Source organism: Aquabacterium sp. (assembly GCF_030652515.1).
Taxonomy (GTDB): domain Bacteria; phylum Pseudomonadota; class Gammaproteobacteria; order Burkholderiales; family Burkholderiaceae_C; genus Aquabacterium.
The window spans coordinates 1-7,316 of sequence record NZ_JAUSAR010000024.1 but is presented as its reverse complement, the minus strand read 5'-3'; the positions used below and the strand labels follow the sequence as shown (position 1 = coordinate 7,316).

Below are 7,316 nucleotides of genomic sequence, written 5' to 3'. Positions count from 1 at the left end.
CAGGTGGCCATCGGCCGACCGATCGACGGTGTCAGCACCTGGGTGCTGGACGCCGACCTGAACCCGGTGCCGCCAGGCGTGGTGGGCGAGCTGTACCTGGGCGGAGCAGGCCTGGGGCGCGGCTACCTCAACCGGCCCGCGTTGAGCGCCGAGCGCTTCGTGGCCGACCCGCAGGGCACGCACGGAGAGCGGTTGTACCGCACGGGCGACCTGGTGCGCTGGCGCGACGATGGGCAACTGGCCTACGTGGGCCGCATCGACCACCAGGTCAAGATCCGGGGCCTGCGCATCGAGCTGGGCGAGATCGAAGCCCAACTGCTGGCCCAGTCCCAGGTGAGGGAGGCGGTGGTGGTGGCCCAGGCTGGCGCAGGCGGCACCCGCCTGGTGGGCTACGTGTCGGCCACCCCCAGTGACCAGCCCCTGGACACGCAGGCGCTGCGCGCACGCCTGGGCAGCGTGCTGCCCGAGTACATGGTGCCGGCCACGATCGTGGTGCTGCCAGCCTTGCCGCTGAACGCCAGCGGCAAGATCGACCGCAAGGCGCTGCCACTGGTGGCGCTTGACGAGGCGAGGGCCTATGAAGCGCCGCAAGGCCAGGCCGAGGAAGTGCTGGCCCAGGTGTGGGCGCAGGTGCTGGGGGCCGAGCGGGTGGGGCGCCAGGACAACTTCTTCGAGTTGGGCGGTGACTCGATCATCAGCTTGCAGATCGTGGCGCGCCTGCGCGCGCTGGGCTGGAAGGTCACGCCGCGCCAGATGTTCGAGCGGCAATCGCTGGCGCAACTGGCCATGGTGGCCGAACCGGTGGAGGTGAAGAAGGGTAAGGCCCCGGCAAGTCAGGCCGAGGGCGATGTGGTGTTGTTGCCCATCCAGGCCGGGTTCTTCGAGCGGGAGGTGCCGGCGCGGCACCACTGGAACCAGGCCGTGCTGCTGCACAGCCAGGAGGCTTTGGCGCCACAGCACCTGCGCCATGCGCTGAAGGCGCTGGTGGCGCAGCACGACAGCCTGAGGCTGCGCTACACCCAGGCGGCCGACGGATCCTGGACACAGCGCTACGAGCCCGTGTCCGACGACCAGTGGCAGGAGTTGCTGTGGGTGCGGCAGGCGCGCAGCGCACAAGACATCGAAGGGCTGTGCGAGCAAGCGCAGCGCAGTCTGGACCTGGCGCAGGGGCCCTTGCTGAGGGCCCTGGCCATCGAGGTGGGCGAGGGAGGCGGCGGCTGGCGGCTCTTGCTGGTCATCCACCACCTGGTGGTCGATGGGGTGTCCTGGCGCATCCTGCTGGAGGATTTGCAGGCGGCCTATGGGCAGAGCCAGGCGGGGCAGGCCATCGCCTTGCCGGCCAAGACCAGCAGCTACCAGGATTGGGCCCTGGCCTTGCAGGGCCATGCGCAGACCCTGGGCGATGAACTGGGCCATTGGCAGGCGCTGGCCGTTGTGCCTGCCGAACTGCCTGTGGACCATCCCACTGGCACGAACACCCTGGCGGACCGGCAAAGCATTCACATCCAGCTGAGCGCTGCCCAGACCGAGCGCTTGCTGAAAACAGCGCCCGCGGCCTACCGCACGCAGGTCAACGACCTGCTGCTGACGGCATTGGGCCGCGCACTGTGCGCCTGGGGAGGCCACGATCAAATCCTGATCGACCTGGAAGGCCACGGCCGCGAAGACCTGTTCGAGCACATTGACCTGTCGCGCACGGTGGGCTGGTTCACCAGCCTGTTCCCGGTCGCGCTGGATGCCCGGGGAACCCCTGCCGAAGCCATCAAGCGCGTCAAGGAAAGCCTGCGAAATATTCCTGGCAAGGGCTTGGGCCATGGCCTGCTCCAGCACTTCGGTGCGCCCGCGGGCCGCGCCACGCTCAAGGCCTTGCCGAAAGCGCAAGTGCTCTTCAACTACCTGGGTCAGTTCGACGCCAGTTTCGACGCGGAAGCGATGTGGCGTCCGGCTTTGGAGCGGGCCGGTGCAGCCATGGCGCCGGAGGTGGGCCAAACGCATGACTTCACGGTCAACGGCCAGGTCTACGAAGGCCAGCTCAAGCTGGAAGTCAGCTACAGCGCGGCCCGCCATGAGCCGTCCACGGTCCAGTCCTGGGCGGATCGATTCCAGCAGGAGCTCGCGGCGCTGATCGAGCACTGCACGACGGGTGCGCAAGGCTTGACGCCTTCGGATTTTCCGCTGGCAAAGGTGACGCAGGCCCAACTCGACAAGCTGCCCGTCCCGCCCTCCAACGTGGAGGACCTTTATCCCTTGGCGCCCATGCAGCAAGGGCTGCTGCTGCACACCCTGGCCAATCCCGGCTCGGGCATGTACCTGATGCAGGACCGCTACCGCTTCGACTCCGAAATCGATGTCGAGCGTTTCACCCAGGCCTGGGACCGCGTGGTCGATCACCATGAAATCCTGCGCACCGGCTTCATCTGGCAGACCGATGGCACCCCGCTGCAACTCGTGCACCGCCAGGTCCCATCCGCCGTCCAGTACATGGACTGGCTGGGCATGGATGAGCAGGAGGTGGAGCACCGAATCGCCCAGTTGCTCAAAGACGAGCTGACGCGCGGCTTCGACATGGCCCAGCCTCCGCTGACCAAGATCAGGCTCATCCGGGTCAGGACGAACCTGTTCCACGCGGTGCAGAGCTTCCACCACATCCTGATGGACGCCTGGTGCCGCTCGCTCTTGCTCCAGGTCTTCTTCCACCACTACGACGCCTCGGGCGATGGCGCGAAGGAGCCGGTGCGGCCCCGGCCTTTCCGGGATTTCATCGCTTGGCTCCAGGCACAAGACGACGAGCTGTCTCGCCATCATTGGAAGCAGGAGCTGGCCGGCTTCACGGCGGTGACGCCCATCCCGTACCAGCGCCATCAAGCCAGCCGCGATGGCGTGGCGGCGGTGTCCAACGCCATGGCTTCACTGACGGCCGCGCAATCCGAGGCGCTCCAGCTTTTCGCCCACCAGCACCAGTTGACCGTCAACACCATCGTTCAAGGGGCTTGGGCCGCATTGCTGGCCCGCCTGGCGCAGGCCAACGAGGTGTTGTTCGGCGTCACGGTCGCGGGGCGGCCCTTGGAGTTGTCGGGCATCCAGGACACGGTGGGCTTGTTCATCAACACGATCCCCCTGCGCGTTCAGCTGCCTGCGCCCCACACCTTGGTGGTCGGCTGGTTGCGAGGCCTGCTGGCCAAGAACCTGGCCTTGCGCCAGCACGAGCACCTGCCCCTGGTCGAGATCCAGGCCATGAGCGAGTTGCCGCGTCACCGCGACATCTTCGACAGCATCTTCGTGTTCGAGAACGCGCCCGTCGATGCCCAGGTGGCCGCCAAGGCGGGCGACCTGGGTGTGGCCTTCGAAAGCAACCGGACTCACACCAACTACCCGATGACGGTGGTGGTGGTGCCACGCCAGCAGCTGGAGATCGAACTGTCCTACGACGCAAGGCTGTTCGCCAGCCGCGACGTCGGGCAATTGCTGGAAAACCTGTGCCAGGTGCTGGTGCAGATGACCGAGCGGCCCGATGTGGCCTTCCACGAACTGTCGGTGCTGTCGGCTGCCGATCAAGGCGCTTTGCTGGCGCAATGTGCCGGGGCAGGCCGGGCCTACCCCTTCGAGCGCGGCTACATCGGGCTGTTCAAGGACCAGAGCCGTTCGCACCCGGACCACACGGCCGCGCGTTGGCAGGGCCAATCCCTCAGCTATGCGGAACTGGAGGAGGTGTCCGGCAGGCTGGGCCGGTCGCTGCGCGATCATGGCGTCGGCCACGATGCCGTCGTGGCCCTGTATGTCGATCGCGGCTTGCCGCTGCTGTCCCTGGTCCTGGGCAGCTTCCAGGTCGGTGCCGCCTACCTGGCACTGGACCGCAAGCACCCGCCACAAAGAACCGCGGCCGTCCTGGCATCCAGCCGGGCGTCTGTCGTGGTCACCATGGCGGAGCATGTCGTCCAGCTTGAATCGGTGCTGTCCACGATGGACCATCCGCCCGCTTTGCTGGTTCACGAGGCCTTGTTGCTGGCTGGCACCGGAGGGCCATCAGGCGCAGCGGATGTGTTGGAGACACGCCCCGACCAGGCCGCCTACGTCATCTACACCTCGGGCTCCACGGGCGAGCCCAAGGGCGTGGTGGTCACGCAGGCGGGCATGCTCAACAACCAACTGAGCAAAGTGCCTTACCTGGGCCTCGGTCCGGACGATGTCATCGCCCAAACCGCGTCCCAAAGCTTCGACATCTCGGTCTGGCAACTGCTGGCCGGCCTGCTGTGCGGTGCCTGCATCGAGATCGTGCCCGACGAAATCGCCCGGGATCCGGGTGCGCTGCTGGCCTGCGTCCGCGACCGGGGCATCACGGTGCTGCAAAGCGTGCCGTCGATGATCCAGGCCATGCTGGCGGGGCCCAGCGTGGCGCTGCCATCCTTGCGCTGGCTGCTGCCCACGGGGGAAGCGTCGACCTCCGAGCTGGCGCGCCAATGGTTCTCGCGCCATCCGTCGGTGCCCTTGGTGAACGCCTATGGCCCGGCTGAATGCGCCGACGATGTCGCCTTGCATGTGCTGCGCCATGGCGATGACGAGCCATCGTCCGTGCTGCCCATCGGGCGGCCGACCGACAACACCAGGCTGCTCGTCCTCGATGGCCAGTTGGCGATGGTGCCCCCTGGCGTGGGTGGCGAACTGTACGTGGCGGGGGTGGGGGTGGGGCGCGGCTATGTGAGCCGACCCGGCCTGAGCGCCGAGCGCTTCATCGCCGATCCGTTCGCGGCTGAGCCCGGCGGGCGGCTCTACCGCACCGGTGACCTGGCGCGCTACCGCCCGGATGGTGTGCTGGAGTACCTGGGCCGGGTTGACCAGCAGGTCAAGATCCGGGGCCAGCGCATCGAGTTGGGTGAAATCGAAGCCCAGTTGGCGAAATCCGAACTGGTGCGGGAAGCCGCCGTGTCGGTTCACCAAGACGAGCGCGGTGAGCGTTGGTTGGTGGCGCACGTGGTGCCTGCGGATCCCAGCTTGGTCGCGGCGGCCGAGGCGGCTTCTTTGTCCGCGTGGCGGGAACCGCTTCGCGCACATCTGAAGCTGCGTCTGCCGGAGTACATGGTCCCGACCTTCTGGCTGCTGCTGGAGAAGCTGCCCTTGAACGCCAATGGCAAGCTCGACCGCAAGGCCCTGTCCGCGCCCGACGCGTCCCAGTCGCGGGGCACCTACGAGGCGCCACGCGGTGAAGTCGAAGAGACCATCGCCGGCATCTGGTCCGAGATCCTGCGCGTTGACCGGGTCGGTCGCCTGGACAATTTCTTCGAACTGGGCGGGCACTCGCTCATGGCCATCCAGCTGATGGAGCGGGTCCGCCACCACGGCTGGTCCATGGACGTGCGCACGCTGTTCCAGCACCCCAGCCTGGGCGATTTCGCGCAGGCGCTGGCGCAGGGCCTGGGACGCCGGCGCCAGGAAGTGGCCGTGCCCGCCAATGGCATCCCGCATGGTTGTGCCTCGATCAAGGCGGACATGGTCACCTTGATGACCCTGGACGACGAGCACCTGCGGGCCATCGAGGCGGCGGTGCCTGGCGGTGCCACCAACATCCAGGACATCTACCCGCTGGCGCCTTTGCAGGAAGGCATCCTCTTCCACCACCTGCTCAAGGCGGACGCGGATCCCTATGTGCTGCCTTACCTGATCGCCTTCGACAGTCGCGCGCGCATGGAGGGCTTCGTGACCACGCTCAACCAGGTGATCGCGCGGCACGACCTGTTGCGCACCTCGGTCGTGTGGTCTGGTGTGCCCGAGCCCGTGCAGGTGGTCCACCGCCACGCGGCGGTGACCTTGGAATGGCTGGCCGAAGACGACGCCCTTGCTGGCCAGACCGTGGCCGAACGGCTCGACGCCTGCCTGGGCATGGCGCGCTACCGGATCGATGTCCGCCAAGCCCCCATGATCCGGGCCATCGCGGCCCACGATCCCGACCATGCGCGCTGGCTGCTTCAACTGCCCAGCCACCACCTGGTGCTGGACCACACCACGCTGGAGCTGCTGCGCGACGAGGTCGCCCTCATCCAGGAGGGCCGCGAAGCCATGCTGCCCGCCCCGGTGCCTTTCCGTGATTTCGTGGCCCAGGCGCGACTGGGCATGCCCGTGGCCGAACACGAGGCGTATTTCCGCCGCATGTTGGGCGATGTGGATGAGCCCACGGCCCCATTCGACCTGCTGGACGTGCAAGGCGATGGCTCCGGCACGACGGAAGTCGTGTTGCCACTGGCACCCTCACTGGCCGGCCGCATCCGCCATGCGGCGCGCCAGACGGGCGTCACGCCCGCGTCCATCTTCCACCTGGCCTGGGGCCTGGTGCTGGCCAGGACTGCGTCCAGGGACGACGTGGTCTTCGGCACGCTCCTGTTCGGGCGCATGCAGGGTGGATCGGGTGTCGAGCGTGCCGTGGGCATGTTCATCAACACCTTGCCCATCCGCATCCAGCTGGGTGACCGCGGGGTGGACCAATGCCTCCAGCAAACGCACGACACGCTCACCGAACTGCTGGACCACGAACACGCCAGCCTGACGCTGGCCAACGGGTGCAGCGGGCTGGGCAAGGGCACGCCCTTGTTCTCGGCCCTGTTGAACTACCGACACAGCACGCCCAACGACAGCGTTTCAGAGAACCTGCCGGCCTGGACAGGCATGGAGGTGATTGGTGGCGAGGAGCGCACCAACTACCCCCTCACCTTGTCGGTGGACGATTTTGGCGAGGCCTTCGACTTGGTGCTGCGCATCGACGACGCCATCGGGGCGGACCGGGTGGGCGCCTATGTCCACGCCGCCACCCAATGGGTCGTGGACGCCTTGATCAACGACCCGCAGGCCCCCGTGAGCCAGTTCCAGATGCTGGCCCACGAGGAGTTGCGTGAACTGGGTCAATGGAGCGAGGCACGCCTTGGCCAGGCGGGCACGGAGCCGATCCACAGCTTGATCGAGCGGCAAGCGCGGCAGCAGCCGCAAGCGACGGCGGTGGTGCACGAAGGTGAATCGCTGAGCTACGCGCAACTCGACGAACAGGCCAACCGCCTGGCCCACCGCCTGCTCAAGATGGGCGTGGGCCCGGAGACGCGCGTGGGCGTGGCGCTGGAGCGCTCGACCACGATGATCGTGGCGATCCTGGGCATCCTCAAGGCCGGTGGGGCCTACGTGCCGCTGGACCCGGCCTACCCGGCCGAGCGCCTGGCCTACATGCTGGCCGACAGCGGCATCGAACTGCTGCTGACCACCAGCGGGCTCAAGGCCCGGGTGCTGCCTTTCAGTGAGGACACCGGGGCCATCGAGGCTTTGGAACTGGACACGCTGGA

Annotated in this window: 1 protein-coding gene; it reads left to right on the top strand. The window is 67.4% G+C overall.

Annotation, left to right across the window (positions count from 1 at the left end):
• Positions 1–7,316: non-ribosomal peptide synthetase (locus tag Q7V20_RS03925; protein WP_304787396.1), on the top strand; the 7,316-nt coding region annotated here is incomplete at both ends.